Source organism: Lentzea pudingi (genome assembly GCF_014646255.1).
Lineage (GTDB): Bacteria > Actinomycetota > Actinomycetes > Mycobacteriales > Pseudonocardiaceae > Lentzea > Lentzea pudingi.
The window spans coordinates 125,925-151,201 of sequence record NZ_BMNC01000007.1 but is presented as its reverse complement, the minus strand read 5'-3'; the positions used below and the strand labels follow the sequence as shown (position 1 = coordinate 151,201).

The 25,277-nt window shown below is 68.3% G+C and carries 28 protein-coding genes and 1 riboswitch; of the genes, 22 read left to right on the top strand and 6 right to left on the bottom strand.

The window, feature by feature from the left end:
* Positions 1 to 8: 8 nt before the first annotated feature.
* Positions 9 to 389: a phage holin family protein gene (locus IEY88_RS25585; protein WP_189157379.1), complete on the top strand. Its 381-nt coding sequence runs from the start codon at positions 9 to 11 to the stop codon at positions 387 to 389.
* A 60-nt stretch (positions 390 to 449) separates the two neighbouring features.
* On the opposite strand, the gene IEY88_RS25580 is transcribed toward IEY88_RS25585, so the two are convergent.
* Positions 450 to 2,711, bottom strand: a complete 2,262-nt coding sequence (locus IEY88_RS25580; RefSeq protein ID WP_189157378.1) for a (Fe-S)-binding protein — start codon at positions 2,709 to 2,711, stop codon at positions 450 to 452.
* A gap of 145 nt (positions 2,712 to 2,856) precedes the next feature.
* On the opposite strand from IEY88_RS25580, the gene IEY88_RS25575 reads away from it, so the two are divergent.
* The 9 genes from IEY88_RS25575 to IEY88_RS25535 all read left to right on the top strand — a co-directional run bounded on the left by IEY88_RS25575 (position 2,857) and on the right by IEY88_RS25535 (position 10,038).
* Entirely contained in the window at positions 2,857 to 3,180 is a 324-nt protein-coding gene (locus IEY88_RS25575) for a DMT family transporter (RefSeq protein WP_189157377.1), read from the top strand.
* Between the two features lie 8 nt (positions 3,181 to 3,188).
* Positions 3,189 to 3,764: a TetR/AcrR family transcriptional regulator gene (locus tag IEY88_RS25570; protein WP_189157376.1), complete on the top strand. Its 576-nt coding sequence runs from the start codon at positions 3,189 to 3,191 to the stop codon at positions 3,762 to 3,764.
* Between the two features lie 4 nt (positions 3,765 to 3,768).
* Positions 3,769 to 4,323, top strand: a complete 555-nt coding sequence (locus tag IEY88_RS25565; RefSeq protein WP_189157375.1) for a hypothetical protein — start codon at positions 3,769 to 3,771, stop codon at positions 4,321 to 4,323.
* 82 nt (positions 4,324 to 4,405) lie between these two features.
* A complete protein-coding gene (locus IEY88_RS25560; protein ID WP_189157374.1) occupies positions 4,406 to 5,251 on the top strand; it encodes a DUF4097 family beta strand repeat-containing protein in 846 nt (281 codons plus the stop codon).
* A gap of 186 nt (positions 5,252 to 5,437) precedes the next feature.
* Positions 5,438 to 7,306 carry a molecular chaperone DnaK gene (gene dnaK / locus IEY88_RS25555; protein ID WP_189157373.1) on the top strand — a complete coding sequence of 623 codons (1,869 nt, stop codon included), beginning with the start codon at positions 5,438 to 5,440 and terminating at the stop codon, positions 7,304 to 7,306.
* Entirely contained in the window at positions 7,303 to 7,926 is a 624-nt protein-coding gene (gene grpE / locus IEY88_RS25550; RefSeq protein WP_189157372.1) for a nucleotide exchange factor GrpE, read from the top strand. Before dnaK ends, grpE begins: the two co-directional genes overlap by 4 nt.
* A gap of 17 nt (positions 7,927 to 7,943) precedes the next feature.
* Complete coding sequence (gene dnaJ, locus IEY88_RS25545; protein WP_189157371.1) at positions 7,944 to 9,104, top strand: molecular chaperone DnaJ; 1,161 nt, start codon at positions 7,944 to 7,946, stop codon at positions 9,102 to 9,104.
* A 5-nt stretch (positions 9,105 to 9,109) separates the two neighbouring features.
* Positions 9,110 to 9,538, top strand: a complete 429-nt coding sequence (locus tag IEY88_RS25540; RefSeq protein WP_189157370.1) for a heat shock protein transcriptional repressor HspR — start codon at positions 9,110 to 9,112, stop codon at positions 9,536 to 9,538.
* Positions 9,535 to 10,038, top strand: a complete 504-nt coding sequence (locus tag IEY88_RS25535; RefSeq protein ID WP_189157369.1) for a hypothetical protein — start codon at positions 9,535 to 9,537, stop codon at positions 10,036 to 10,038. Before IEY88_RS25540 ends, IEY88_RS25535 begins: the two co-directional genes overlap by 4 nt.
* On the opposite strand, the gene IEY88_RS25530 is transcribed toward IEY88_RS25535, so the two are convergent.
* On the bottom strand, positions 10,020 to 10,919 hold the full coding sequence (locus IEY88_RS25530; RefSeq protein ID WP_189157368.1) for an SDR family oxidoreductase: 900 nt from the start codon (positions 10,917 to 10,919) through the stop codon (positions 10,020 to 10,022). The two genes, IEY88_RS25535 and IEY88_RS25530, sit on opposite strands and share 19 nt — an antisense overlap.
* An 85-nt stretch (positions 10,920 to 11,004) precedes the next feature.
* On the opposite strand from IEY88_RS25530, the gene IEY88_RS25525 reads away from it, so the two are divergent.
* Positions 11,005 to 11,580: a TetR/AcrR family transcriptional regulator gene (locus IEY88_RS25525; RefSeq protein WP_189157367.1), complete on the top strand. Its 576-nt coding sequence runs from the start codon at positions 11,005 to 11,007 to the stop codon at positions 11,578 to 11,580.
* Here IEY88_RS25525 and glyA read toward each other — a convergent pair.
* On the bottom strand, positions 11,563 to 12,780 hold the full coding sequence (gene glyA, locus IEY88_RS25520; protein ID WP_189157366.1) for a serine hydroxymethyltransferase: 1,218 nt from the start codon (positions 12,778 to 12,780) through the stop codon (positions 11,563 to 11,565). The genes IEY88_RS25525 and glyA overlap by 18 nt on opposite strands.
* A gap of 13 nt (positions 12,781 to 12,793) precedes the next feature.
* A riboswitch (ZMP/ZTP riboswitch) is annotated at positions 12,794 to 12,878 on the bottom strand.
* A gap of 6 nt (positions 12,879 to 12,884) precedes the next feature.
* Positions 12,885 to 13,988: an FAD-binding oxidoreductase gene (locus IEY88_RS25515; protein ID WP_229693745.1), complete on the bottom strand. Its 1,104-nt coding sequence runs from the start codon at positions 13,986 to 13,988 to the stop codon at positions 12,885 to 12,887.
* Between the two features lie 314 nt (positions 13,989 to 14,302).
* On the opposite strand from IEY88_RS25515, the gene IEY88_RS25510 reads away from it, so the two are divergent.
* Together IEY88_RS25510 and IEY88_RS25505 are read left to right on the top strand one after the other, a co-directional pair.
* On the top strand, positions 14,303 to 14,938 hold the full coding sequence (locus IEY88_RS25510; protein WP_229693744.1) for a pyridoxamine 5'-phosphate oxidase family protein: 636 nt from the start codon (positions 14,303 to 14,305) through the stop codon (positions 14,936 to 14,938).
* A gap of 696 nt (positions 14,939 to 15,634) precedes the next feature.
* A complete protein-coding gene (locus IEY88_RS25505; protein WP_373294181.1) occupies positions 15,635 to 17,302 on the top strand; it encodes an MDR family MFS transporter in 1,668 nt (555 codons plus the stop codon).
* Here the strand turns inward: IEY88_RS25505 and IEY88_RS25500 are convergent.
* Positions 17,200 to 17,583 (bottom strand): VOC family protein, encoded by a 384-nt coding sequence (locus tag IEY88_RS25500; protein WP_189157363.1) that lies wholly within the window; start codon positions 17,581 to 17,583, stop codon positions 17,200 to 17,202. The genes IEY88_RS25505 and IEY88_RS25500 overlap by 103 nt on opposite strands.
* A 126-nt stretch (positions 17,584 to 17,709) precedes the next feature.
* On the opposite strand from IEY88_RS25500, the gene clpB reads away from it, so the two are divergent.
* The 6 genes from clpB to IEY88_RS25470 all read left to right on the top strand — a co-directional run bounded on the left by clpB (position 17,710) and on the right by IEY88_RS25470 (position 23,032).
* Positions 17,710 to 20,292 (top strand): ATP-dependent chaperone ClpB, encoded by a 2,583-nt coding sequence (gene clpB, locus IEY88_RS25495; protein WP_189157362.1) that lies wholly within the window; start codon positions 17,710 to 17,712, stop codon positions 20,290 to 20,292.
* Positions 20,293 to 20,329: 37 nt separating this feature from the next.
* The gene (locus tag IEY88_RS25490; RefSeq protein WP_189157361.1) at positions 20,330 to 20,731 is read left to right on the top strand and encodes a hypothetical protein; all 402 of its coding nucleotides are present in this window, start codon (positions 20,330 to 20,332) and stop codon (positions 20,729 to 20,731) included.
* Positions 20,732 to 20,804: 73 nt separating this feature from the next.
* Positions 20,805 to 21,539: a TtfA family protein gene (locus tag IEY88_RS25485; protein WP_030477725.1), complete on the top strand. Its 735-nt coding sequence runs from the start codon at positions 20,805 to 20,807 to the stop codon at positions 21,537 to 21,539.
* A gap of 257 nt (positions 21,540 to 21,796) precedes the next feature.
* Positions 21,797 to 21,973: an LPXTG cell wall anchor domain-containing protein gene (locus tag IEY88_RS25480; RefSeq protein ID WP_189157360.1), complete on the top strand. Its 177-nt coding sequence runs from the start codon at positions 21,797 to 21,799 to the stop codon at positions 21,971 to 21,973.
* Between the two features lie 49 nt (positions 21,974 to 22,022).
* Positions 22,023 to 22,796, top strand: a complete 774-nt coding sequence (locus IEY88_RS25475; RefSeq protein WP_189157359.1) for an SDR family NAD(P)-dependent oxidoreductase — start codon at positions 22,023 to 22,025, stop codon at positions 22,794 to 22,796.
* 41 nt (positions 22,797 to 22,837) lie between these two features.
* Complete coding sequence (locus IEY88_RS25470; protein ID WP_189157583.1) at positions 22,838 to 23,032, top strand: hypothetical protein; 195 nt, start codon at positions 22,838 to 22,840, stop codon at positions 23,030 to 23,032.
* Between the two features lies 1 nt (position 23,033).
* Here IEY88_RS25470 and IEY88_RS25465 read toward each other — a convergent pair whose 3' ends face one another.
* Complete coding sequence (locus IEY88_RS25465; RefSeq protein ID WP_189157358.1) at positions 23,034 to 23,585, bottom strand: LURP-one-related/scramblase family protein; 552 nt, start codon at positions 23,583 to 23,585, stop codon at positions 23,034 to 23,036.
* Positions 23,586 to 23,650: 65 nt separating this feature from the next.
* Here IEY88_RS25465 and pyrE point away from each other — a divergent pair, with 65 nt between their 5' ends.
* From pyrE to IEY88_RS25450, 3 genes are read left to right on the top strand one after another with little or no spacing between them, the layout of a single operon-like run.
* Positions 23,651 to 24,205 (top strand): orotate phosphoribosyltransferase, encoded by a 555-nt coding sequence (gene pyrE / locus IEY88_RS25460; RefSeq protein ID WP_090066190.1) that lies wholly within the window; start codon positions 23,651 to 23,653, stop codon positions 24,203 to 24,205.
* Between the two features lie 59 nt (positions 24,206 to 24,264).
* Complete coding sequence (locus IEY88_RS25455; RefSeq protein ID WP_189157357.1) at positions 24,265 to 24,633, top strand: DUF2784 domain-containing protein; 369 nt, start codon at positions 24,265 to 24,267, stop codon at positions 24,631 to 24,633.
* Positions 24,605 to 25,270 (top strand): TrmH family RNA methyltransferase, encoded by a 666-nt coding sequence (locus tag IEY88_RS25450; protein ID WP_229693743.1) that lies wholly within the window; start codon positions 24,605 to 24,607, stop codon positions 25,268 to 25,270. The genes IEY88_RS25455 and IEY88_RS25450 overlap by 29 nt, the downstream gene beginning before the upstream one ends.
* Positions 25,271 to 25,277 lie beyond the last annotated feature (7 nt).

The window sequence follows — 25,277 nt, the reverse complement described above, 5'->3', positions numbered from 1 at the left end:
TGCGCGGCATGGGCATCTTGGTGCATGTGCTGCTGACTGCCGTGGCGGTCTGGGTGTCGACCGCCCTCCCCGGCATCGACCTCGGGGAGGGCTCCACCGGGTCGAGAATCCTCACGCTGATCGGTGTCGCGGTCATCTTCGGCCTCGTGAACGCGATCGTGAAGCCGCTCGTGAAGTTCTTCGGCTGCCTGTTCTACCTGGTCACGCTGGGCCTCATCGGGCTCGTGGTGAACGCGCTGCTGTTCATGCTCACCGGCTGGCTCGCCGAGCAGCTCGACCTGCCGTTCCGCGTCGACGGCTTCTGGCCCGCGTTCTGGGGCGCGATCATCGTCGCCCTGACCGGCTGGGTGCTCAACGTGGTCTACGACAAGATCACCGACAACGACTGAACAACAACGAAGAAGGCCCTCGGTCCACAACGGACCGAGGGCCTTTCTCTTGCTCCAGACTCAGACCTTCGACTTGTCCTCGTCCGGCAGCGGCGTACCGGTCGGGACCTCGTCGGTCGGCGTGTCCTTCTTCTCCGTGCCGCGCCGCACCGACTCCAGCAGCATCTGCGCCACGTCCACGACCTCGACGTGCGCACCGGCCTGGCCGTCGGCCTGACGCGCGGTCACGCCGTCGGTCAGCATCACGCGGCAGAACGGGCAGCCCGTCGCGATCTTCGACGGCGCGGTGGACAGCGCCTCGTCCACGCGGTCGACGTTGATGCGCTTGCCGATCCGCTCCTCCATCCACATGCGGGCGCCACCGGCACCACAGCACATGGAGCGTTCCTCGTGCCGCGGCATCTCGCGCAACGTCGCGCCCGACGCCCCGATGAGCTCACGCGGTGCTTCGTAGACCTTGTTGTGGCGGCCCAGGTAGCACGGGTCGTGGTACGTGACGTCCTCGGTGACCGGCGCGACCGGCACCAGGCGGCGTTCGCGCACCAGCTTGTTCAGCAGCTGCGTGTGGTGCACGACCTCGTACGTGCCACCGACCTGCGGGTACTCGTTCGCCAGCGTGTTGAAGCAGTGCGCACACGTGACGACGATCTTGCGCTGGCCGGCGGGCCGGTCCTCGAACACCGAGTTGAGCACCTCGACGTTCTGCTGGGCGAGCATCTGGAACAGGAACTCGTTGCCGGCGCGGCGGGCCGGGTCACCGGTGCAGGTCTCCTCCGGGCCGAGCACCGTGTACTTCACGTCCGCGGTGTGCAGCAGCTCGGCGACGGCACGCGTGGTCTTCTTCGCGCGGTCCTCGAACGCACCGGCGCAGCCGACCCAGAACAGGTACTCCGCGTCGCCCAGGTCGCCGTCGAACACGGGCACCTCGAACTCGAGGCCCTCGGTCCACGCCAGGCGGTCCTTGGCGTTCTGGCCCCACGGGTTGCCCTTGTTCTCCAGGTTCTTGAACATCCCGCCGAGCTCGGTCGGGAAGTTCGACTCGATCAGCACCTGGTAGCGGCGCATGTCGACGATGTGGTCGACGTGCTCGATGTCCACCGGGCACTGCTCGACGCACGCGCCGCAGGTCGTGCAGGACCACAGCACCTCGGGGTCGATGACGCCCAGCTCGTCGGGGCCGCCGATCAACGGGCGCTCGGCCTCGGCCATCGCCAGCACGTCGATCGACTCGAGGCGCTTCTTGTAGTCCTCGTACTTGTCCTCGGTGATGCCGACCTCGTCGCCGCCCATGTCCTTCGAGCCGCCGGCCAGCAGGTACGGCGCCTTGGCGTACATGTGGTCGCGCAGCTGCGTGATGACCAGCTTGGGGGACAACGGCTTGCCGGTGTTCCACGCGGGGCACTGCGACTGGCAGCGGCCGCACTCGGTGCAGGTGGAGAAGTCGAGGACGCCCTTCCAGGTGAAGTCCTCGACCTTGCCGACGCCGAACACGTCCTTGTCCGGGTCGGCCTCCTCCAGGTCCAGGACCTTGCCGCCGGACATCATCGGCTTCAGCGCGCCCAGGGCGACGCCACCGTCGTCCTCGCGCTTGAAGTAGATGTTGAAGAACGCCGAGAACCGGTGCCAGGCGACGCCCATCGTCAGGTTCCGGCCGACGACGATCAGCCAGATCATGCCGCTGAGCAGCTTGACCAGCGCCATCACGGACACCCAGATCGGCGCGGCGGGCAGGATCTGCGCGAGCGGCTGCGTCACGAACGACGTCCACAGCGGGGCGGCCTCGAGACCGCTCGACTGCTTGAACGCCTTGACCAGCAGGATGCCGACGCCCTCGATGATGACGACGGCCTCGACGAAGTACGCGGACTTGAAGTCCGAACCCTGGAAGCGGGAGACCCGGTCGGCGCGGCGCGGGTGGTTGCGCTGGCGGATCACGGCCAGGGCCACACCACCGACGACGGTGCCGACGCCCAGCAGTTCGACCAGCAGCAGCCAGATCGACCACGTGCCGATGATCGGCCAGTGGAAGCGCGGGTCGAACACCTCGCCGTACGCCTCGAACAGCACCGCGGAGCCGATGAGGAAGCCCCACATCACCATCCAGTGCCACGGGGCCACCGAGCGGAACTTCGCCATTCTGGTGTGCGCGACGAACTCGACGATCATCGTCTTCATGCGCGGCACGAACGGTCCGAAGCGGGTGCCGTCCGGCTGGCCGAGCCGAATGATCTTGATCTGCTTCAGCACGGCGGCGACGAACACGCCCCAGGCGACGACGCTCACCGCCACGGCGACGAGTCCGAGAACCAGCTGGAGGGTCATGGCGGGATTCTAGGCCAGGTTACTGCCGAGTAACCACTTGGACGTGGCCGGTGTCTCGTGGAGTACCGGTCAAGTACCCATAAGTTGATCAAAAACTTGTGGAACACTTGTTCAAGTAGTTGTCCTGAGCAGCCCGGGGGTCACCTTGTTGTACGTGTATCTGGCAGCGGCGATCGCGGCGGAGATCGCCGCCACTGTCTCGTTGAAGTTGTCCGAAGGCTTCACCAGGCTCTGGCCGTCTGTCATCGTCGTCCTCGGCTACGCCATCGCCTTCACCGCACTTTCGCGCGCGTTGAAGTTGGGTATGCCCGTGGGCGTCGCTTACGCCGTATGGTCCGCTATCGGTGTCGCATCCGTGGCGATCATCGGCTGGAGGTTCCTGGGCGAGACCCTCAACCCCACGATGGTCATCGGGCTGGTCCTGATCATCGGAGGCGTGGTGACGCTCGAACTCGGGAGGACGCACTGACCGCGGTAGTGGAGTTGCAGAAGGTCGACGGACGCAAGGCGCGCGGCGAGAAGAAGCGGCGCGCCATCGTCGAGGCGACCCTGCGCGTGATCGAACGCGACGGCGTCTCCGGCGTGACGCACCGCAGCGTCGCCCGCGAGGCCGGCGTGCCGACGACGGCACCCACCTACTACTTCGCCACGCTCGACGACCTGCTGATCGCGACGCTGCTGTGGTCGGCCGAGGCGATGTGCGACGACGTCCTGAAGATCATCGCCAGCGGCACCGCGCGGGAGATCGCGCGGAGCCTCGCGACGGCGGTCGACACCAACCGCGGCCGCACGCTCGCCGAGTACGAGCTGTACCTGCTCGCGGGCCGGCGTCCCGAGCTGAAGCCCGCCGCACGCCGGTGGCTCGACCTGGCGACCGAGGTCGCGCGGCCGGCGGACCCCGTCGCGTTCCGCGCGTTCCTCGCGGCCATCGACGGGCTGCTGATGCAGGGCCTGATCGCCGACGTTGCTCCGAACGAGGACGAGCTGGAGCCAATCGTGTCCTTCTTGATCCGCGGCCGCGACGAATCCACGGCCGCTCCGCGGGAAGAATGAGGTCATGAAGTTCGCGCGAGAGGTGTCCGGCATCAGCCACGGGGTCAGCCTGGGCCTCCTCGCCGCGCTCTACGTGCGGGATTCGCTGGCGCTGTCGGTGGACGTCGAACCGCACGTGCCGGGCCTCGACCCGTCGTTGCCCGTCCAGGTGCCGCTGGGCACCGACCGTTCCGCCGTGACCGCCGAGTGGCCCGGCTGGTGGGCCGACGCGCTGGACGCGTGCAGGGGCGGCGTCGAGCCCGCCACCCCCGAGGACGCCGAGGCGTTGCTGACCCGTCCCGCCAGCCGTGCCGCCGTGCTCGCGCTGAAGCCCGGCATCGAGCAGCTGCACCGCGTGCAGAGCCCCGCCGCGTTACCGATGGGGGACGTGCTGCGCGGCATCGAGTCGCGCATCGGCAGGTGGGCGCAGAGCGTGGAACTGCACATCGCCGAGGTGCCGGTCGACGGCCTGCTGTGGGAACGCATCGCGCCGGCGCACGTGCTCGCGTCCACGCGGTTCCTCAACGACCCCGCGCGCACCGCACCGGCGTTGCGCGCGGTGCTCGAAGATCTCGTCTGAGTCCTGGGTAGGGACAACCCCACCCCGCCTTCGGGGGCTTGCAACCGTGTAGCCGAGCGCCATCGCCTCTAGTTTTGAGTCCATGATGAGGACGGCGCTGGTGGCGTTGGTGGCGGGGGCGGTGCTCACAGTGTCGACCGCCTGTGGGGGCATCCGCATCATGATGTACGAGTTCTCCGACGACCACGTGGTCGCGGAGAAGTTCACCTCGGTGAAGGTGCGCAGTGACCAGGACTCCGGCGACGTGACGATCCGGTACCAGCAGGGGCTGAACGAGACGAAGATCCACCGCAAGGTCCAGCACGAGAAGAACAACAAGCCGTCGGGTGTCGCGCACCGGGTCGAGGGCAACACCCTGGTGCTGGACGGCTGCGGCAGGGACTGCGAGATCAACTACGAGGTCTTGGTGCCGTCCGCGAACACCACGGTGGTCGGTGACATCGGCTCGGGCGACGTGATGATCGAGGGGCTGGCGTCCGTCGAGTTCAAGACCGGCTCCGGCAGGATCACCACCCGCGACATCGCGGGAGACGTCAAGGTGAAGAACGGGTCCGGTGGCTTCGAGGGCACCAGGATCGGTGGCGCCGTCACGGCCGACATGGGGTCCGGCCGGATCGCGCTGGACGCGGTCAAGGGCAAGGCGCTGCTCGACACCGGTTCCGGAGACATCGAGGGCACCTCGCTCGAGAACGAGGTGATCGCCAAAGCCGACTCCGGGGACATCGCCCTGACGTTGTCGGCGGCGAAGTCGGTGAGGGCCAACAGCGGGTCCGGCGGCGTCACCGTCCGGGTGCCGGGAGGCCCGTTCAAGATCACCGGATCGTCGGGCAGCGGTGAGCGTGCGATCCACGTCCCGACCGATCCCAGCGCATCGCTCGAACTCAGCCTCACCGCGGACTCCGGGGACGTCCAGGTGTTCGCCGCCTGAGTCCGGCCAGGGTGAATGTGTCGAGGGCCACTCCACAAGGGGTGGCCCTCGTCGCGTTGTGAGGGAACAAGCAGACATTCCCAGCCGTTGAGCCAGTCAGAAAGCTTGAGTCGGGTAGGCTCAGGTTTGAGCGGGTGGCAAACTTGAGCCAGCAACGCTCAACAAGTACTAGCGGAAGGAACTCCAATGGCGCGTGCAGTCGGCATCGACCTCGGGACGACCAACTCGGTCGTCGCAGTCCTCGAAGGCGGTGAGCCGACGGTCATCGCCAACTCGGAGGGCTCCAGGACGACCCCGTCCATCGTCGCTTTCGCCAAGAACGGCGAGGTCCTCGTGGGCCAGCCCGCGAAGAACCAGGCCGTCACCAACGTCGACCGCACGATCCGCTCGGTCAAGCGCCACGTCGGCACGACCTGGCAGACCGACGAGATCGACGGCAAGAAGTACACCTCGCAGGAGATCAGCGCGCGCGTGCTGATGAAGCTCAAGCGCGACGCCGAGGCGTACCTGGGCGAAGAGATCACCGACGCGGTCATCACCGTCCCCGCCTACTTCGAGGACGCGCAGCGCCAGGCCACCAAGGAGGCCGGCCAGATCGCGGGTCTCAACGTGCTCCGCATCGTCAACGAGCCGACGTCGGCCGCTCTGGCCTACGGCCTCGACAAGGGCGAGAAGGAGCAGACCATCCTGGTCTTCGACCTCGGTGGCGGCACGTTCGACGTCTCGCTGCTCGAGCTCGGCGACGGCGTGGTCGAGGTCCGTGCGACCTCCGGTGACAACCACCTCGGTGGCGACGACTGGGACCAGCGCGTCGTCGACTGGCTGGTCGAGCGCTTCAAGCAGGCCAACGGCATCGACCTGACCAAGGACAAGATGGCCCTGCAGCGCATCCGCGAGGCCGCCGAGAAGGCCAAGATCGAGCTGTCGAGCTCCAACAACGCCTCGATCAACCTGCCGTACATCACGGTCGACGGTGACAAGAACCCGCTGTTCCTCGACGAGACGCTGTCCCGTGCCGAGTTCCAGCGCATCACCAACGACCTGCTCGAGCGCACCCGCGCGCCGTTCAACAACGTGATCAAGGACGCCGGCGTCTCCGTCGGCGACATCGACCACGTCGTGCTCGTCGGTGGCTCGACCCGCATGCCCGCCGTCGCGGAGCTCGTCAAGGAGCTGACCGGCGGCCGCGAGCCCAACAAGGGCGTGAACCCGGACGAGGTCGTCGCCGTCGGCGCCGCCCTGCAGGCCGGTGTCCTCAAGGGCGAGGTCAAGGACGTCCTGCTGCTCGACGTCACCCCGCTGTCCCTCGGCATCGAGACCAAGGGCGGCATCATGACCAAGCTGATCGAGCGCAACACCACGATCCCGACGAAGCGCTCCGAGACCTTCACGACCGCTGACGACAGCCAGCCGTCCGTGCAGATCCAGGTCTTCCAGGGCGAGCGCGAGATCGCGGCCCACAACAAGAAGCTCGGCATGTTCGAGCTGACCGGCCTGCCGCCCGCCCCGCGTGGCGTGCCGCAGATCGAGGTCACCTTCGACATCGACGCGAACGGCATCGTCCACGTGTCGGCGAAGGACCTGGGCACCGGCAAGGAGCAGTCGATGACGATCACCGGTGGCTCCGCGCTGCCGAAGGACGACATCGACCGCATGGTGAAGGACGCCGAGGCCCACGCGGAGGAGGACAAGCGCCGCCGCGAGGAGGCTGAGGTCCGCAACCAGGCCGAGACGCTCGTCTACCAGACGGAGAAGGTCGTCAAGGAGAACGACGACAAGCTCCCGGCCGAGATCAAGGACAAGGTCAACGCCGCGATCGCGGAGGCGAACGAGGCGCTCAAGGGCACCGACATCGCCGCGATCAAGACGGCGGTCGAGAAGCTGGCGACCGAGTCCCAGGCCATCGGCCAGGCGATCTACGCCAACGCTCCGGGTGCCCCCGGCGCCGAGGCCCCTGGTGCGGACGCCCCCGGTGCCGCTGGTGCGGGCGCCGACGCGAAGAAGGACGACGACGTCGTCGACGCCGAGATCGTGGACGAGGACGAGAAGAAGTGACCGAACCGAGGCATGCCGCCCCTGACGAGGAGCAGCCTCAGGTAGTCGTGAACGACCGGCGCCGGATCGACCCCGAAACGGGTGAGGTCCGGCCGCCGGCCCACGTTGCCGAGGACAGCGCTCCGGTGGAAGAGCCCTTGGTCGCCGAGGTCGTGGACGAGGTGGCCGCCGAGCTGAAGACCCAGCTCGACGAGCGCACCGCCGACCTGCAGCGGCTCACCGCCGAGTACGCGAACTACCGCAAGCGGGTGGAACGCGACCGGGAAGCGGTGATCAACAACGCGAAGGCGTCCGTCGCCTCCGAACTGCTCTCGGTGCTGGACGACATCGAGCGGGCCGCCGCGCACGGCGACCTGACCGGTGCCTTCAAGGCGGTGGCGGACAAGCTCGTGTCCACGCTCGCCAAGACCGGTCTGGAGCCGTTCGCGCACGACGGCGAGGCGTTCGACCCGTCGGTGCACGAGGCCGTGCAGCACAGCACGTCCCCGGACGTCGACGGCCCGACCGTCACGGCCGTCCTGCGTCGTGGCTACACGTTCGGCGACAAGCTCGTCCGGCCCGCGCTCGTCGCGGTGACCGACCACGAGCCCGCCGCCGCGGCGCCGTCTGAAGAAGCCTAGGGAGGAGGAGCCGTCCGGTGAGTCAGAGGGACTGGATCGAGAAGGACTTCTACCGCGAGCTGGGCGTCTCCTCCGAGGCGTCCGCGGACGAGATCAAGAAGTCGTACCGCAAGCTCGCCCGCGAGCTGCACCCCGACGCGAACCCCGGTGACGCCAAGGCCGAGGCCCGCTTCAAGGCGGTCTCCGAGGCCTACGGCGTGCTGTCGGACGCTGCCAAGCGCAAGCAGTACGACGAGGCCCGCCGCCTGTTCGCGGGCGGCGGCTTCCCGGGCTCCGGTGGCTTCGGCTCCGGCGGGTTCGACGTCAACGACCTGTTCGGCCGTGCCGCGCAGGGCACCGGTGGCGGCGGCCTGGGCGACCTGCTCGGCGGCCTGTTCAACCGGCGCGGCGGCGCGGCGGCGGGCTCGCCCACGCGTCCGCGTCGTGGCGAGGACGTCGAGACCGACGTCCGCATCGACTTCACCGAGGCGGTCAAGGGGGCGACGGTGCCGTTGCGCCTGTCGTCCCCCGCCGCCTGCACCACGTGCAACGGTTCCGGCGCCAAGCCGGGCACCACGCCGCACACCTGCGCGACCTGTTCGGGTTCCGGCCTGGTGACGCGGTCGCAGGGCGCGTTCGCGTTCAGCGAGCCGTGCCGCGACTGCCGCGGCACCGGCCGGATCATCGACGACCCGTGCCTCGAGTGCGGTGGCGACGGCGTCAGCACCCGCACCCGCACGCTGACCGTCCGAATCCCCTCCGGGGTCGCCGACGGCCAGCGGATCCGCCTTGCGGGACAAGGCGAACCGGGGCGCAACGGTGGCCCGAGCGGCGACCTGTTCGTGCGCGTGCACGTCAACCCGCACAGCGTGTTCGGCCGTCAGGGCAACGACCTGACGCTGACGGCGCCGATGACGTTCTCCGAGCTCGCGCTCGGAACCACGTTGACCGTGCCCACGCTCGACGGCAAGGTTTCCCTGAAGGTGCCCGCCGGTACGGCTTCGGGGCGCGTGCTGCGGGCGCGGGGCAAGGGGATCACGAAGCGGGACGGGACCGCGGGGGATCTCCTGATCACCCTGGAGGTCGCCGTGCCGAACAACCTCTCGTCCGAGGCCCGCAAGGCCCTCGAGGCGTACGCCGACGTGACGACCGATCATGACCCGCGCGGTGACCTGAACGCGCTGCTCGAAGGGCGGTGAGTCCGGTGGGTTTTCCGTTCCCCCCAGGAACTGATGAAGACACGCCGTTCTTCGTGATCTCGGTGGCTGCCCAGCTGTCGGGCCTGCACGCCCAGACCCTGCGGTCCTACGACCGGCTGGGCCTGGTCTCGCCGGGCCGCACGAACGGTGGCGGTCGCCGGTACTCCATGCGGGACATCGTGCTGCTGCGCGAGGTCCAGCGCCTCTCGCAGGACGAGGGCGTGAACCTCGCCGGCATCAAGCGGATCATCGACCTGGAAAACCAGGTCGACGCGCTGCGGTCGCGGGTTGTAGAACTCCAGCAGGAACTCGCACAAGCCTTGGCGGCGGCCGACTCCACGGCCGCCGCGGTGCACGCTTCCTACCGTCGTGATCTCGTGCCTATTCGGCAGGAGACCGCCCTCGTCGTCTGGAAACCGAAGCCCCGAAAATGATCGAGCGCCTGTACGACGTCTTCGCGATGCCGCGTCCGCGAGTGGTCGAGTTCTGCGACCACTGCGTCACACCGGAGGCCGTGGCGCCGTTCACGACCGTTCCGTTGCGAGAGCTGACCTCCGACCAGGTCGGGAGGTTCTGGCTGAAGTCGGGGACGATCGGCGACGACGACTTCGTGCGCTACCTGCTCCCGCGCGTGATGGAGCTGATCGCGGCGGGTGAACTGGAAGCGGACTTCTTCTGGCTGCGCCTGGTGGCCGAGGCCTACGCGAAGGGCGACCCGCGTGAGCAGGCGGCCGTCCGCGAGTACTTCCTCGCCACACCGGTCGCGTTGGCCGGGCTCGTGCGCGAAGGGCCGAAGGAAGGCCCTTTGACCACGTGGTCGCGGACACCGGAAACGCTTGCCTTGCTGGAGGAAGCGGCTTTGAGCGAGCCGGATTCCAGCGGTGTGCTCTCCGACGCGCACGCGGAGCTCGAAGCTCATCTCTGCTCGAAGTAGAACCCGGTCTCCAGGTCGTCCAGGAGGCCGGGTTCCTCCGGTTCCCAGCCCAGCAACGCCTTCGTGCGCGCCCCGGACGTCGGCGCGTCCCGCGAGACCATGAATGCGAGCGGGCCGAAGTGCTCCTGGCCGCGTTCCGCCGGGATGCTCTCGACGGGCACGTCCAGCTTCCGACCGATGACCTCGGCGATCTCCCGCATCGTGATGGCCTCCTCCGCGACCGCGTGCAGCACCGAGCCGGCCGGAGCCTTCTCCGCCGCCAGCCGGTAGAGCCTCGCCGCGTCCAGCGTGTGCGCGGCGGACCAGCGGTTCGTGCCGTCGCCGGGATAGCCGGAAACCCCTGTGGCGCGGGCGGTCCTGACCAGGATCGGGATGAACCCGGCGGTGTCGAGTGCACTGTGGACGGTCGGCGGCAGCACCACCACCGCGCCCCGGACGTCCGTGGCGTCGACGATGGCGTTGCGTGCGGCGCCGCGCGGGCTCTCGCTGGAGACCCGTTCCGCCTCGGTGGCGGTGCGGCCGAGGCCCGAGTACGACAGCGTGCCGCCGGTGCCGATCAGTGCCTTGCCGGTGCCGGACAGCTCGTCGAGAAACGCCTGGACCACCGCGAGGTCGGCGTCCGAGGCGCCCTGGTAGTCGCCCGCGTACATCTCGTCGTGCTTGAACGCCAAGTGGATCACCGCGTCCGCCTCAGCCGCGCCCTTGCGCAGCCCGTCGAGGTCGTCCAGGTCGCCGAGCCGGACCGCGGCGCCCTGGGCGTCGAGCTTCGCGGCGGAGGCGTCCGAACGGGCCAGGCCGACGACCTGGTGGCCCGCACGCAGCAGTTCCGGGACCAGTGCTGAGCCGACGTGGCCGCTGGCACCCGTGACGAAGACCTTCATGTGCTTGTCCTCCTAAGTGATGGGACTTGGTCTCATCACCGTAGCAGAGTGATGGGACTTAGTCGCATCACTTAGGATGTGCGTCATGGGTCGATGGGAGCCGGACGCGCGGGAGCGGTTGGTGCGCGCCGCACTCGACCTGTTCGGCGAGCAGGGGTACGAGAACACCGCGGTCGCGCAGATCGCCGAGCGCGCGGGCCTCACGAAGAGCACGTTCTTCCGGCACTTCCGGGACAAGCGCGAGGTGCTGTTCGGCGGTCAGGACGTGCTGGCCGAGCTGATGACAGGCGCGATCTCAGGCGCTCCCGCACAGGCCGGGCCGCTGGAGGTGGTCGAGGCGGCGCTGGTGGCGACGGCCGTGACGTTCACCGACGAGCGGCGGGCGCACGGGCCGCAGCGGCTGGCGGTGATCGCGAGCAACGACGAGCTGCGCGAGCGGGCCGCGCTGAAGATGGTCGGGTTCGCCGTCGCGATGACGGACGCGCTGAAGCAGCGCGGGGTGCCGGAACTGGAGGCCTCCGTGGCCGCGGAGCTCGGTGTGCTGGCGTTCAACCACGGCTACGAGCGCTGGCTTGGGACCGGCGGGGACTTCGCGGAAGTCGCCCGCCGGACCCTCGGCGAGGTGCGTGCGGCCGTCGGACGGCTAGAGGGAGCCGAGTAGCTCCCCGACCTCGGCGGCGATGCGGTCCAGCGCCTGGTCGTTGTCGTGGGCGGCGATCGCGCGGTCCATCCAGTTCGCGATCAACGGCATCTGCTCGGGCTTGAGGCCTCGGGTGGTGACCCCCGCCGTGCCCAGGCGGATGCCGGACGGGTCGAACGGCTTGCGGGTGTCGAACGGGACCGCGTTGTAGTTCAGCTCGATGCCCGCCCGGTCCAGGGCCCTGGCCGCCGGCTTGCCGCCGACCAGCTTGGACGTCAGGTCGATCAGGACCAGGTGGTTGTCCGTGCCGCCGGACACCAGGTCGAAGCCGCGTTCCAGGAGGGAGTCGGCGAGCGCCTGCGCGTTCTTCACGATCGTGTGCGCGTACTCGCGGAACTCCGGCTGCGAGGCTTCCTTCAGGGCGACGGCGATCGCGGCCGTCGTGTGGTCGTGCGGACCGCCCTGCAGGCCGGGGAAGACCGCGCGGTCGATGGCCTTCGCGTGCTCGGCGTCGCACAGGATCATCGCGCCGCGCGGGCCCCGGAGCGTCTTGTGCGTGGTCGTGGTGATCACCGGCGCGTGCCCGACCGGCGACGGGTGGGCGCCGCCCGCGACGAGGCCGGCGATGTGCGCGATGTCGGCGACCAGGACCGCGCCGATCTCCCTCGCGATCTCCGCGAACGCCGGGAAGTCGATGGTGCGCGGGATCGCCGTGCCGCCGCAGAAGATCACCTTCGGGCGTTCTGCCTGCGCGAGCGCGCGGACCTCGTCCATGTCGACGACGCCGGTGTCCTTGCGGACCTCGTACTGGACCGCGGTGAACCACTTGCCGGTCGCGGACACTCCCCAGCCGTGCGTGAGGTGCCCGCCCATCGGCAGGGACATGCCCATCACGGTGTCGCCCGGCTGCAGGAACGCCAGGTAGACGGCGAGGTTCGCCGGGGCGCCGGACAGCGGCTGGACGTTCGCGTGGTCCACGCCGAACAGCGACTTCGCCCGGTCGATGGCGAGCTGTTCGACCTGGTCGACGACCTGCTGGCCCTCGTAGTACCGCTTACCGGGGTAGCCCTCGGAGTACTTGTTGGTCAGCACCGAGCCCGTTGCCTCGAGCACGGCCGCCGACACGTCGTTCTCCGACGCGATCATGCGCAGCTTGCTGGCCTGACGACGTTCTTCTGCCTGGATGAGGGTGGCGATCTCGGGATCGACTTCGCGCAGCACGGCATCACTCCGTGCCGGGCACCCAGGCGTTCGGTGCGCTCGGCCGTCGCTTCCCGGTGGTCAGTTCCACCCTCGGCACGCCAGTCGCTTACGACGTGCCGAGCTTAGTCCAGGGTGAACGGGTCGTACTTGATCCGGTCGAGAGGAGTTCCGGCGACGAGCATCCGGGACACCGTCGACCTGATCATGGCCGGGCTGCCGCAGACCAGGACGTCCCGGTCCTCCCACGCGCCGTAGCGGGTGACCACGTCGGCGAGGCTGCCCTGCTCGACGCCCCGGACGCCGGGGTCCGACTCCAGCACCGGCACGACCGTGAGCCACGGGTTCGTGGTCGCGATGCGCTGCAGGTTGTCCAGGTCGTAGAGGTCTTCGCGGGTGCGGCCGCCGTAGAACAGGTGCACGCGCGGGTTCTCGCCGTACTGCGCCATCTCGTCGATGATCGCGTGCATCGGCGCGACACCCGTGCCGCCGGCCACCATCAGGATGTCGGTCCCGGCCGTGCGGTCGACCGAGAGACGTCCCATGGGCGGTCCGATGCGCCACGTGTCGCCGGCCTGCGTGTGGCCGACCACCGAGCGGGACACCCAGCCGCCGTCGACGGACCGGATGTGGAACTCGATGACGCCGTCCTCGCGCGGTGCGTTCGCCGGCGAGTAGTACCGCCACAGGCGCTTGCGCTGCGGCGTCTCCACGCTGACGTACTGACCGGCCTTGTAGCTCACCGGGTGGTCCGGCTGCAGGCGCACGACGGCGAGGTCCCACGAGACGCGCTGGTGCTCCAGCACCGTCGCGTGCCAGTAGGCGGGCCCGTTGTCGGCGTCGGCCGCCTCCTGCATCGCCCTGGCCATGAGGGTGTAGGCCTCGGCCCACGCCATCTCGACCTTGGGCGTCCAGGCGGCGCCGGAGAACTTCTTCACCGCGGACAGCAGTGCGGTCCCGACCGCCTCGTAGTGGACGTTGATGACACCGAACTTCCGGTGGTCACGGCCCAGCTGACGCAGGAAGGGGATCAGGTCGTCCGGGCGGTCGACCATCTGCACCACGTGCACGAGGGCGCGCAGCAGACGGCTGCGTTGCACCTCCATGTTCGCGGGGAACATCTCGCGTGTGGCAGGCGAGAGCGAGAAGAGCATTCCGTAGAAGAACTTCGCCACTTCTTCGGAGTGCGGCTCCACCACCGCGAAGCTCTCCCGGATCATCCGCACCATCGCGGTGACACCAGGCGGGGGTTCTCGGTGGGGCGGGGTAGGGATGGGGCTCAGCACAGCGTTCGCAGTCATGGTCCGCGCGCAGTCTCCACGTTCTTCATCGTCGTTCTCAGTGGCGCCGGCAAGGCGCTCGTCCTCGTCAAGCATCCGTCCCCCGACAGGGTGGACAGTAACCCCTGATCGGGCTGTTTGACTCCTTGATGCCACCTTCGAGCGAAGCATGGTCACTGTATGTGTTTAGTTGTTACCGCAACAGTGTGAATGTGAGGGTCCGTCTGTACCGGGTTGCGTGCTTGCGTGCTTGGGTTGGGCGCGTGTCCCTGCCTGAGCTGACTGAAACCACCTCACCCGACCGTGTTGAGCAACCAGGCTCACGCGGTGAGCACTTCCTCCAATGTGCCCTGGAGACGTCCGATCGCGCCACGCGCTTCTACTCGGACCAGGTTCTGGATCACCTCAACCCCGTGATGGCCGCGTTCGTCGGCCGGATGGAGATGGCGTTCATCTCGACCGCCGATGCGGACGGGGAGTGCGACTCCTCGCTGCGGGCTGGGGCGGCTGGGTTCCTGCGGGTGGTCGACTCGCGGACCCTGGTGTATCCCGAGTACCGGGGGAACGGGGTGATGGCTTCTCTCGGGAACATCATGGAGAACCCGCACGTCGGAATGTTGATGGTGGACTTCACCGAGGATTTGATCGGGCTGCATGTGAACGGAGGGGCTCGGATCGCTGCGGTTGAGGAGTTTCCTGAGTTTGCTGATCTTGAGGAGCGGAAGGTCGAGCGGTGGGTGGTGGTGACTGTTGAGGAGGCCTACATCCACTGTCGGAAGCACATACCCCGGATGGTTCCTGTTGATCGGGTTCGGGAGTGGGGGACGGATGACGTTCGGCGGAAGGGTGGGGACTTTTTCGAGGTCAAGGCTCGGAAGAGGGCTCAGGTTGATGCTTGACGCGGATTGAGCGGGTGGTTGCCTTGCGGTTCGCGGCCTGGTGGGTGGTCACCTTGCGGGCGGCGAGCTTGCGGTTGCGTGCTTCCCCTGAGGGCTCTGCCCCCAGACCCCCGGCAATCTGATCAGGGGGCCCACGCCGCCCGTAGGTAGATGGCACGCCTGTTGCGTTGGGCGGCCGCCGGTTGCGTAGCTGGGTGCGTTGGTGGTGTGTCCCATCACGAGCCGCACCAAGAGCGGGCCACATGCCTGAAGGGGTGTCAACTCGACGAAAAGCGTGTCGAGTTGACACCCCTTCAGGCATGCAGCAAGGGCTGTGGCGCGACTCGTGATGGGACACACCACCCTTGGGTCTTGGCTCAAAGCGAAGAGCCAAGCGCCTCGGCTTCGCCGTCGGGACTGCTCGCCTGCGGCATCGCGTCCACCAGGTCGCGCCTGTGGCACCGCGTCTCGCCTCACACCGCGCCTCACACCGCGCCTCACGCCGCCCTGCGGCTTCGCGGGACTGTCAGACCTGCTCACTACGTTGGGTCGCGGGGGACCTTCCGCTGCGGGGGACCCCTGCGTGAGCGTGCGATCCGGGCTCGAGCGGGGTCCGTGACCCTGGGTGTGACCGATCAGCCACCGAATTAGTTGGCCTTGCTAAGTATCTCCAGATATAGTTGTATGACATCAACTAATTGCTGGAGGTGTGCCGGTTTGAGTCGGCCCTCGTCTCATCGGGAGATCCTCGAAGCGCTGTCCGGTATCTGGGTGGCGTTGCTCGTTGCGATCCTCAGTTCCACCATCGTCTCGAACGCTCTCCCGACGATCCTGGCTGATCTCAAAGGCACGCAGACGCAGTACACGTGGGTCATCACGGCGATGTTGCTCGCTTCTACGGCCAGTACGCCGTTGTGGGGCAAGCTTGCTGATCTTTTCGACAAGAAGAAGTTGTTGCAGGCGGCGATCGTGCTGTTCGTCGTCGGGTCTGTGCTGTCCGGGTTCAGTTCGAACATGGAGCAGCTCATCTCGTTCCGGGTCGTGCAGGGGCTCGGGATGGGTGGTGTGCAGGCGCTGGGGCAGGTTGTCGTCGGGGCGCTGTTGAGTCCTCGGGAGCGTGGGCGGTACAGCGGGTACACCGGGATGGTGATCTCCGCCGGGACCGTTGGCGGGCCGTTGGTCGGTGGGTTCCTCGTCGACTGGCCTGGGTGGCGGTGGTGTTTCTTCGTCTGCGTGCCGTTGGCGTTGGTGGCGTTGGCCGTGTTGCACAAGACGTTGCACCTGCCGGTGAAGAAGCAGCACGTGAAGATCGACTACCTCGGGGCCACGCTGATCACCGGTGGTGTCAGTTTGGTGCTGATGTGGGTGTCGTTCGCGGGTAAGGACTTCGCCTGGGTGAGTCGGGAGAGTGCGCTGTTCGTGGGCGGTGCGCTGCTGGCGATCATCGGGGCCTACTTCGTGGAGCGGCGGGCTTCTGCGCCGGTCATCCCGTTGCACCTGTTCAAGAACCGGACCGTGGTGCTCGCGATGCTGGGTGGGGTCGCGGTCGGTACGGCGATGTTCGGGGCCTCGGTGTTCATGGGGCAGTACTTCCAGATCGCCCGTGGGTTCTCGCCCACCAAGGCCGGGCTGCTGACGGTGCCGTTGGTGCTCGGGCTGAGCATCTCGTCGACCGTCAGCGGGCAGTTGATCGCCAAGAGCGGCAAGTGGAAGAGCTACCTGGTGTGGGGGTCGTTCTCGCTGGTGGCGGGCCTGGCGCTGTTGGGGACCATCGATCACCGGACGAACCTGGTGTTGATGGGCGGCTACCTGGCGCTGGTCGGCGTCGGTGTGGGGCTGACCATGCAGAACCTCGTGCTGGCCGTGCAGAACGGGGTGGGGATGGCTGATCTCGGTGCGGCCAGTTCCACTGCCACGTTCCTGCGGTCGTTGGGTGGGACGGCCGGCGTCTCGGTGCTCGGGGCTGTGCTGGCTGCCTCTGTGAGCACCAAGACGCTCGACCCTGCGTCGTTGTCCCCGGTGGTGCGTGATTCCTACGGTGACGCGATGGGTGAGTTGTTCCTCATCGCCGCTGGTCTTGCCGTGTTCACGGTCATCGCGGTGTTGCTGATCAAGGAGCAGCCGTTGCGGGACTCGGTGGACGACGCGATTGTCACCCCAACGGGTTCTGGTGCACGGACGGTCGCGACTGAGCTTGACTCACCTGTGGATACTGACCTGCGGATTGTGGACAAGTCTGGGTCCGCTGTGGACAAGCTGTTGGTGCTTTCGAGTGATGGCGATCAGGAGGTTGCGGTGCGCTCGGTTGCGCCGCGTTCCACGCAGAACTCGTTGCCCTCCGGGTCGCGCAGGGTGACCCAGCCGCTGCCGTCGGGCCTGCGCTGATCGTCGAAGACCGTCGCGCCGATGCCGACGAGGCGTTCCACCTCCTCGTCGCGGGTGGTGTCCGACGGCTGCAGGTCGAGGTGCAGGCGGTTCTTGAGCTCCTTGTTCTCCGGGACGTTGATGAACAGGTAGCGGATGCCGTTCGGCAGTTCGATCATCGCCTCGGGGTCGCCCGGGTTGTCGTCCGGGTGGATCGGCAGGCCCAGGACCTTGCTCCACCACGAGGCGATCTCGTAGGAGTCCCGCGCGTCGATCGTGATGCTGTGGATGATGGACGTCATGGGCGTGATCATCGCCTGGTCGGCGTGTGATCTGAACTGATTTCAAGGTTGAGCGGAACACGCTCAACTTTTCTGACGTTGTGCGGGATGATGGTCCATGCTGGAGGCTGACCACGAGGTGGAGGAATGGACGCTTTCAACCCGACGACCAAGACGCAGCAGGCGGTTTCCGCGGCGGTGCAGGCCGCGACGCTGAACGGGAACCCCGACGTGGGTTCGGTGCACCTGCTCAGTGCGCTGCTGGCGCAGACGGACGGGTTGACCGCGCCGTTGCTGTCGGCCGTGGGGGCCGACCCGGCGCAGGTGCGCAAGGAGCTCGAGCAGCTGTCCCGATCGCTGCCCAGTGCTTCCGGCTCGACCGTGTCCGCTCCGCAGTTCTCGCGCGACGCCGTGCGGGTGATCAACAAGGCGCAGGAGCTCGCCACCGAGATGGGTGACGAGTACGTGTCCACCGAGCACCTGCTCGTCGGGCTCGCGCAGCACGGCGGGCCGGTGGCCGACCTGCTGCGGCGGCACGGTGCGACGCCGGACGCGCTGACCGAGGCGTTCGCCAAGGTGCGCGGGTCGGCGCGGGTGACGTCGGCCGATCCCGAGGGCACCTACAAGGCGCTGGAGAAGTACGGCGTCGACCTGACCGAACGGGCGCGCAAGGGCGAGCTCGACCCCGTGATCGGCCGTGACGCCGAGATCCGCCGGGTCGTGCAGGTCCTGTCGCGGCGCACCAAGAACAACCCCGTGCTGATCGGCGAGCCCGGTGTCGGCAAGACCGCGATCGTCGAGGGCCTGGCGCAGCGCGTCGTGGCCGGTGACGTGCCGGAGTCGTTGCGCGGCAAGAAGGTCGTGTCGCTGGACCTCGGCTCGATGGTCGCCGGTGCCAAGTACCGCGGTGAGTTCGAGGAGCGGCTCAAGGCCGTGCTGAAGGAGATCACCGACTCGGCAGGGCAGGTCATCACGTTCATCGACGAGCTGCACACGATCGTCGGTGCCGGCGCGACCGGTGAGTCGGCGATGGACGCCGGCAACATGATCAAGCCGATGCTGGCCCGCGGTGAGCTGCGCATGGTCGGTGCCACGACCCTGGACGAGTACCGCGAGCACATCGAGAAGGACGCCGCCCTGGAACGCCGCTTCCAGCAGGTGCTGGTCGGCGAACCCTCGGTGGAGGACACGGTCGGCATCCTGCGCGGGCTCAAGGAGCGCTACGAGGTGCACCACGGCGTGCGCATCACCGATGCCGCGCTCGTCGCCGCCTCGACGCTGTCCGACCGCTACATCACCGCGCGCTTCCTGCCGGACAAGGCCATCGACCTCGTCGACGAGGCCGCGTCCCGGCTGCGCATGGAGATCGACTCGCGGCCCGTCGAGATCGACACCGTCGAACGTGCCGTGCGGCGTCTCGAGATCGAGGAGATGGCGCTGGCCAAGGAGTCGGACATGGCCTCGGTCGAACGGCTGCACGCCCTGCGCGCCGAGCTCGCGGAGAAGCGCGAGGAGCTGTCCGCGCTGACAGCCCGCTGGCAGAACGAGAAGAGCTCCATCGACCGCGTTCGTGGCCTGAAGGAGCAGCTGGAGTCGTTGCGCGGCGAGTCCGAACGCGCCGAGCGCGACGGCGACCTCGGCCGTGCCGCCGAACTGCGCTACGGCCGGATCCCCGAGCTGGAGAAGGAGCTCGCCGTCGCCGCGGAGTCCACACAGGACGCCGCGATGCTCAAGGAGGAGGTCGGCCCCGACGACGTCGCGGACGTGGTGTCGGCGTGGACCGGCATCCCGGCCGGACGGCTGCTGGAGGGCGAGACCGCCAAGCTGCTGCGGATGGAGGACGAACTGGCCCGGCGGGTCGTCGGGCAGGCCGAGGCCGTGCGCGTCGTGTCGGACGCGGTGCGCAGGACGCGCGCCGGAGTCGCCGACCCGGACCGCCCGACAGGGTCGTTCCTGTTCCTCGGCCCTACCGGCGTCGGCAAGACCGAGCTCGCGAAGGCGCTGGCCGCGTTCCTGTTCGACGACGAGCGGGCGATGATCCGCATCGACATGAGCGAGTACTCCGAGAAGCACTCGGTGGCCCGCCTGGTCGGCGCGCCTCCCGGCTACGTCGGCTACGACCAGGGCGGCCAGCTCACCGAGTCGGTCCGCCGCCGCCCGTACTCGGTCGTGCTGCTGGACGAGGTCGAGAAGGCGCACCCGGACGTGTTCGACGTGCTGCTGCAGGTCCTCGACGACGGCCGGCTGACCGACGGTCAGGGCCGCACGGTCGACTTCCGCAACACGATCCTGGTGCTCACGTCGAACCTGGGTTCGCAGACCATCGTGAACCCGTCGCTCACCGACCTGGAGCGCCGCGACGCGGTGATGGCCGTCGTCCAACGGCACTTCAAGCCGGAGTTCCTGAACCGGCTGGACGACGTCGTGGTGTTCCACGCGCTCGCCACCGAGGAGCTGACGTCCATCGTGGACATCCAGATCGCCAGGCTGGCGGACCGGCTCGCGGCCCGCAGGCTGACGCTGGACGTCACGCCGTCGGCCCGCGACTGGCTGGCGCTCAACGGCTTCGACCCGATCTACGGGGCCCGGCCGTTGCGGCGGCTGGTGCAGTCGGCGATCGGTGACCAGCTCGCGAAGGAACTGCTGGCCGGCGAGGTGCGCGACGGCGACGCGGTGCGGGTCGACGTGCTGGACGACAACAGCGGTTTGATCGTCGGCCGCACGGCGTGAGTTCCGGGTCCCCCATGAGGTCGGTAGGTTCGGCCTCATGGGGGATTTTCGTTTCGCCAGGTACCAGGCGGCGCAGGCCAACGCCAACGGGAACTTCCCCGGGGTCTTCGGGCTGGTGAACGGCCTGCGCCGGCGCGGTGAGCTCACCGCGGAGCAAGAAGAGTTCGTACGCGTGAACAACGCCTGGTACAACGCCGCCTACACCGACCCCTCCACGGTCGACCCGACGGTCTACGACCGGGAGGTCAACCCCGGCGCCCGCGCGTGGTTCAAGGCGGAGGCGACGCACCTGGAGGAACGCCTGCCGGGGTACTTGGCCCTGCTCGACGCGCACGGGGTGGCGTGGGAGCGGGTGGAGAGCGACGACCCCGGCCGGATCGTCTACGAGGACGCCGACCAGGTCGTCGTGGTGCCGCACTCGTGCGGCGTCTTGACCTGAGGAAAGGCACGCCCAGGTCACGACGCGCGGAAGTGATCTTCGTTCCTCGCCCCCGACCCACTAGGCTCTGGCTGTGGGCATACCGGCGTGGGTCTGGTTCACCGTCGCCGCGGTGGCGGGCGTGGCGGGGTTCGCCCTGCTCGCGACCGACCGGGCGCAACGAACCGCGCGTAATCGTGAACGGCGCCGTTGGGCTGCCCTGCGTGGCTGGCAGTTCGAGGAGACAGACCACGTGCTGCCGACCCGGTGGGAAGCCGGGGCCATCGCGTACTACGGCACGGGCCTCGCCCGTGACGTCGTCGCGGGCTCCACCTTCACCGCGGACGGCCGCAGGCAGGTCTACGTGCTCGACCACGAGACAGGCGGCAAGGTCAACTCCGTGCTGGTCGGCGTGCGCTGCCGCAGGGCGCTGTCGGTGGTGATCGAGCTGTGGCTGTCGACGGTCCCGTTCCAGCGCGACGACGACAAGAAGCCGATGCCCGACATGCTCGGGCCGGTCGGGTCGCGGTACGCGTTCGTCACGGACGTGCCGGCGGCTCGCAAGATCATCACACCGGACCTGATCGACGCCGCCGAGGAGATCGGTGGCGACGTCACGGTCGTCTGGATGGAGAACGACTGGGTGCTGGCCGCCGCGCCGCCGAACTCGTCGCCCGCCCGCCTCGAACGGCTGCTGCGCGACGTCGGTGAGCTCGCGGACGTCATCGACCCGTTCGACCCGGACCCGTCCGAGCGCGAGGAGCCGGTGGCCGAGGAGGACGAGGGCGGCGAGGTCTACCGCCCGTCGTTCGGTCGCAAGCAGCCCTGACGAAACCTTCACCCGAGCCGCTGCCGGACACCCGGCAGCGGCTTCTTCATGCCCGGCGCACGCCTGGTTCATGTGACGTTGGGTGATCAACAAAATTTTGTACCGGAGTTCGTAGCGCTCCGACCAGCGCTATTCCAGGCCGTATCCAAAGTGCTGTGACTCACATCACACTTCGCTCCGTGTAAAACATTCGGCCCTGATTCAGATACTCCGAACAGCACGACCGTCGTGTCCCCCAACCCCGGAAGGGATCCACGATGTACGGAGGAAAGGCAGTCACACCCGTTGCCGTCGCCGGCACGGCGTCCGTGGTGACGCTGGCCAACACCGGTGCGTCGGTCGGGTGGTTGCTGTTCGGCGGGGTCGCGATGGTCGTTTCCGGCCTCGCGCTGCGCCTGTTCGTGCTCCGCCGCCCGGCGAAGAACGAAGTGTGATCATCGGCGGCCTTCGACCCCGGCGACTTTCCGACTACCGTTCGGTGGCATGCCAACCGCACTGGTGACCGGATCGACCGTCGGGATCGGGGCCGCCTTCGCCCGCAGGCTTGCGGCCGAGGGCTACGACCTCGTGCTGGTCGCGCGCACGGCGTCCGCGCTGGAGGAGCTCGCGAAGCAGCTGCACGAGCGTCACGGCGTGCAGGTCGACGTCCTGCCGGCCGACCTCAGCGACCACGACGAGCGGCTGAAGGTCGAGCAGCGGCTGGCCGAGTCGCCCGTCGACCTGCTGGTCAACAACGCGGGCTTCGCGAACAACGGCGAGCTCTTCGCCACGGACGTCGAGAAGCTGCAGAACCAGCTGAACGTCAACGTCACCACCGTGCTGCGGCTGAGCCGGGCCGCGATCCCGGCCATGATCGCGCGGGGCAAGGGCGACGTGATCAACGTGTCCAGCGTCGCCAGCTTCCTGCCCGGCCGCGGCACCAGCTACAGCGCCGACAAGGCGTGGGTGACGGCGTTCTCCGAGGGCACGGCGCTCGCGGCCGAGGGCACCGGCGTGCGGATCATGGCGCTGGCACCCGGTTTCGTGCGGACCGAGTTCCACAAGCGCGCGCAGATCGACATGTCGAAGACGCCGAACTGGCTCTACGTCGACGTCGACAGGCTGGTCCACGAGGCCCTGCGCGACCTGCGCCGGGGCAAGCCGCTGTCGATCCCCGGCCTGCAGTACAAGGCGATCGTGACCATCTCGAGGCTGCTGCCGCGGGCACTCGTGCGCCGGATGGCGTCGCGGTTCGCGGGTGGGCGCGGACGCACCTGAGCGGAACGGTTCGGCCCAACGGCGCGTCGGAGCGGTGGCCGATGACCACGGCGTACGCGGACGTCCAGGACCCGTCGGTCGCGCTCAACGCGGCCGCCGAGAACCGTCCCGGCAGGCAGACCACCAAGGAGCTGATCGAGGCTGCCGGGTGGAAGCTGCAGGGCGTCAACTGGATCTACGAGAAGGTCACCGGCGAGAACGACGGCCCGACCCACTTCCGCAAGGACGCCTGGTAAGTCAGACCGGCCAGTCCACGCCGCCGCTGCTGGTGTGACTGGTCCCAGTCCCGCGAACGACGTCGAAGGCCACCGCGCAGGCGGTCGCCAGCGACCGCAACGGTTCGGTCACCGCCGGGTTTATCTGCACGACGTCCCGGCGCACCCGCGAGCCGTTGCGCTTGGCCCGCCCGCCGGTCTGGATCCGCGCGACGTCGCCGAAGAAGCAGAGCTGCTGACCGTTCGCGTCGTGCAGTGACTGCTGCCACGGGCCGTGCGTCTCGATGGTCCCGATCAACTGGTCCTGCGGCGTGCTGACCCGCACCCGCGAGCGTCGCCCGAACCCCCTGTCGATGCGCATGAGCGGCCGGCCGTCAGGCCCGACGACGTCGAGGTCGAACGCGGTCCAGCCGGAGAATCCCGTGTGCCGCAGCGGCCGCTGGAGGCCTGGCCCGGTCCGTTCGCGGACGACGGCGACCGGCGCGTCCCGTTCGTCGAACACCTCGACGCGGTAGTGCGGCCGGGCCAGCAGGCTCAGGAACGTCCACGGCTGTTCCACGTACAGGGTGCTCACGGTGATGCAGCGTACGAGGCGTCGAGCGCGCGCATGTGCGAAGCTGACGACCCGTGCGAACTGAAGTGGTCTTGGACGCGAACGCTAAGTCGGAACTCGCTCGTCTCGTGAGCGAGTTGGCCGTGGTGCACGGCAAGGTGACCCTCTCCAGCGGCAAGGAAGCCGACTACTACGTCGACCTGCGCCGCGCGACGCTGCACCACGCGGCGGCCCCGTTGATCGGCAAGCTGTTGCGGCAGCTCACGTCGGACTGGGACTTCGTCGCGGTCGGTGGCCTGACCCTCGGCGCGGACCCCGTCGCCTACGCGATGATGCACTCCGCCGGTGCCGACGGTGACGTGCTCGACGCGTTCGTCGTGCGCAAGGCGAACAAGGCCCACGGCATGCAGCGCCAGATCGAGGGCATCGACGTGCGCGGCCAGCGGGTGCTCGCGGTCGAGGACACCTCCACCACGGGCGGTTCGGTGCTCACGGCCGTCAACGCGCTGCGCGAGCACGGCGCTGACGTGATCGGTGTCGCCACGGTCGTCGACCGCGGTACGGGCGCCAAGGAGGCCATCGAGGCCGAGGGGCTGCAGTACCGCTACCTGCTCGACCTGAACGACCTCGGGCTCGCCTGAGGTTTTATTGAGAGCGCTTCGAGCCACCCCGTCTTAGTCTGGAGGACGGGGTGGTGAGAATGGCCGGATTCCTCGCCGATGCGGTGGTCGTGCTGCACTTCACGGTGCTGGCGTTCCTGCTCGCGGGCGGTTTCCTCGCGTGGCGCTGGCACTGGGTGATCTACCCGCACCTCGCACTGGCCGCGTGGGCGGTCCTCAGCATCATCACGCCGACCGTGTGCCCGCTCACGGTGTGGGAGAACGACCTGCGGGCGCTGGCCGGGATGCCGGTGCTGGAGACCGGGTTCATCGACCACTACATCGACGGCGTCTGGTACCCGGAGAGCGCGTCGACGCTGGTCCAGCTGGTGCTGGGGTCGATCGTGATCTTCTCGTGGGCCGGCTTCTATGCTGGTCACCGTGCTGCTCGAAGGCTTTCACGCTGTTAAGCACGCGTTGCGCTTCGGCGCCGCCGTGCACCCGTTGATCACGACGGACCTCGCCGCCGCGATCAGCCTCGCCGAGACGCACGCACCTGATCTGCGCGAGCGGTTCGCCGCCGCCACCGAGGTCGACCAGAACCACTTCAAGCTGCGCGTCGGCCGCACGCACCCGACCGGTGTGGCCGGGTTCGCGGAGAAGCCGGACCTGCCGTTCGACCGGCCCGCCCCGGTCGTCCTGCTCGACAACCCGCGCAACCTCGGCAACTTCGGTGCCGCCATCAGGGTGGCCGCCGGCCTCGACGCGGGTGGCGTGATCTCCACCGGCGACATCGACCCGTGGCACCCCAACGTGCTGCGCGGGTCCGCTGGCCTGCACTTCGCGCTGCCGGTCGCCAAGGTCACGAGCCTCGACTTCCCCGGTGAGCTGATCGCGTTCGACGCGGACGGTGACCTGCTGAAAGGCCCGATCCCCGACGACGCCGTGCTGGCGTTCGGCTCGGAACGCCACGGGCTGTCCGACGAGGTCCGCGCGAAGGCGTCGCGGATCGTGCGGCTGCCCATGCGCGAGAAGGTCAGCAGTTACAACCTGACAACTTCTGTGGCCATGGGCCTGTACCACTGGGCGATTCACCGAGCTTCTTGACCGGTCA

What these genes read in the sequence shown, in the direction of transcription:
- IEY88_RS25585 (WP_189157379.1), top strand. Translation starts at nt 9, where the DNA reads ATGGGCATCTTGGTGCATGTGCTGCTGACTGCCGTGGCGGTCTGGGTG.
- IEY88_RS25580 (WP_189157378.1), bottom strand. Translation starts at nt 2,711, where the DNA reads ATGACCCTCCAGCTGGTTCTCGGACTCGTCGCCGTGGCGGTGAGCGTC.
- IEY88_RS25565 (WP_189157375.1), top strand. Translation starts at nt 3,769, where the DNA reads ATGAAGTTCGCGCGAGAGGTGTCCGGCATCAGCCACGGGGTCAGCCTG.
- IEY88_RS25560 (WP_189157374.1), top strand. Translation starts at nt 4,406, where the DNA reads ATGATGAGGACGGCGCTGGTGGCGTTGGTGGCGGGGGCGGTGCTCACA.
- dnaK (WP_189157373.1), top strand. Translation starts at nt 5,438, where the DNA reads ATGGCGCGTGCAGTCGGCATCGACCTCGGGACGACCAACTCGGTCGTC.
- IEY88_RS25535 (WP_189157369.1), top strand. Translation starts at nt 9,535, where the DNA reads ATGATCGAGCGCCTGTACGACGTCTTCGCGATGCCGCGTCCGCGAGTG.
- IEY88_RS25530 (WP_189157368.1), bottom strand. Translation starts at nt 10,919, where the DNA reads ATGAAGGTCTTCGTCACGGGTGCCAGCGGCCACGTCGGCTCAGCACTG.
- IEY88_RS25525 (WP_189157367.1), top strand. Translation starts at nt 11,005, where the DNA reads ATGGGTCGATGGGAGCCGGACGCGCGGGAGCGGTTGGTGCGCGCCGCA.
- IEY88_RS25515 (WP_229693745.1), bottom strand. Translation starts at nt 13,988, where the DNA reads ATGGTGCGGATGATCCGGGAGAGCTTCGCGGTGGTGGAGCCGCACTCC.
- IEY88_RS25500 (WP_189157363.1), bottom strand. Translation starts at nt 17,583, where the DNA reads ATGACGTCCATCATCCACAGCATCACGATCGACGCGCGGGACTCCTAC.
- clpB (WP_189157362.1), top strand. Translation starts at nt 17,710, where the DNA reads ATGGACGCTTTCAACCCGACGACCAAGACGCAGCAGGCGGTTTCCGCG.
- IEY88_RS25490 (WP_189157361.1), top strand. Translation starts at nt 20,330, where the DNA reads ATGGGGGATTTTCGTTTCGCCAGGTACCAGGCGGCGCAGGCCAACGCC.
- IEY88_RS25480 (WP_189157360.1), top strand. Translation starts at nt 21,797, where the DNA reads ATGTACGGAGGAAAGGCAGTCACACCCGTTGCCGTCGCCGGCACGGCG.
- IEY88_RS25475 (WP_189157359.1), top strand. Translation starts at nt 22,023, where the DNA reads ATGCCAACCGCACTGGTGACCGGATCGACCGTCGGGATCGGGGCCGCC.
- IEY88_RS25470 (WP_189157583.1), top strand. Translation starts at nt 22,838, where the DNA reads ATGACCACGGCGTACGCGGACGTCCAGGACCCGTCGGTCGCGCTCAAC.
- IEY88_RS25455 (WP_189157357.1), top strand. Translation starts at nt 24,265, where the DNA reads ATGGCCGGATTCCTCGCCGATGCGGTGGTCGTGCTGCACTTCACGGTG.